This is a genomic window from Pseudoalteromonas sp. Angola-30 (assembly GCF_028599215.1).
Lineage (GTDB): Bacteria > Pseudomonadota > Gammaproteobacteria > Enterobacterales > Alteromonadaceae > Pseudoalteromonas > Pseudoalteromonas atlantica.
The window spans coordinates 1-721 of the sequence record NZ_JAQREI010000046.1 but is presented as its reverse complement, the minus strand read 5'-3'; the positions used below and the strand labels follow the sequence as shown (position 1 = coordinate 721).

Here is a 721-nt window from a genome sequence, read left to right as displayed (position 1 = left end):
GCCTCCAACTGCCAAGGCATCCACCGTGTACGCTTAGTCACTTAACCATACAACCCAAACGGGTCTTTGTTATGTGACAGTTTAACTTCGCCAGAAGTTAATATTGAATACTAAAGTAGATACCAATTAATCATAAATGATTAAATTGGCACTGAATGATACTGCTATCATTCTTTTTTACTTTTGAAAACTCTGTACAAATAACAGTGTTATTTATACGAATTTTATTATCAGCTTTTCCAAATTTTTAAAGAGCAGAGAATCAAAAACTTCTCAAAATTAAACACACTCTATTCTCAGGTGATGTTGCTACCCGATAAAGAATATTTATTTTTAAGAAGTAAAGTGGTGGAGCTAAGCAGGATCGAACTGCTGACCTCCTGCGTGCAAGGCAGGCGCTCTCCCAGCTGAGCTATAGCCCCACATATGCTGGTCTTATTGTTTGTTATCCGACTTCGTTTCAATCTTAGTGATAAGATTAAGAAGAAGTGGTGGGTCTGGGTGGATTTGAACCACCGACCTCACCCTTATCAGGGGTGCGCTCTAACCAACTGAGCTACAGACCCAAACAATAAGTGTTGTTCTCTTTACAATTAACAATCATCTGTGTGGACACTACGAACAAATAAGTTCTAAATCGTATAAGGAGGTGATCCAGCCCCAGGTTCCCCTAGGGCTACCTTGTTACGACTTCACCCCAGTCATGAATCACTCCGTGGTA

2 tRNA genes and 1 rRNA gene are annotated in these 721 nt (G+C 40.2%); all 3 read right to left on the bottom strand.

Annotated features, from left to right (window positions below):
- Nucleotides 1-346 precede the first annotated feature (346 nt).
- Nucleotides 347-422 (bottom strand) — tRNA-Ala (locus PSH54_RS20525).
- A gap of 67 nt (nt 423-489) precedes the next feature.
- Nucleotides 490-566 (bottom strand) — tRNA-Ile (locus PSH54_RS20520).
- Nucleotides 567-642: 76 nt separating this feature from the next.
- Nucleotides 643-721 (bottom strand): 16S ribosomal RNA (locus PSH54_RS20515); the annotation flags it as partial.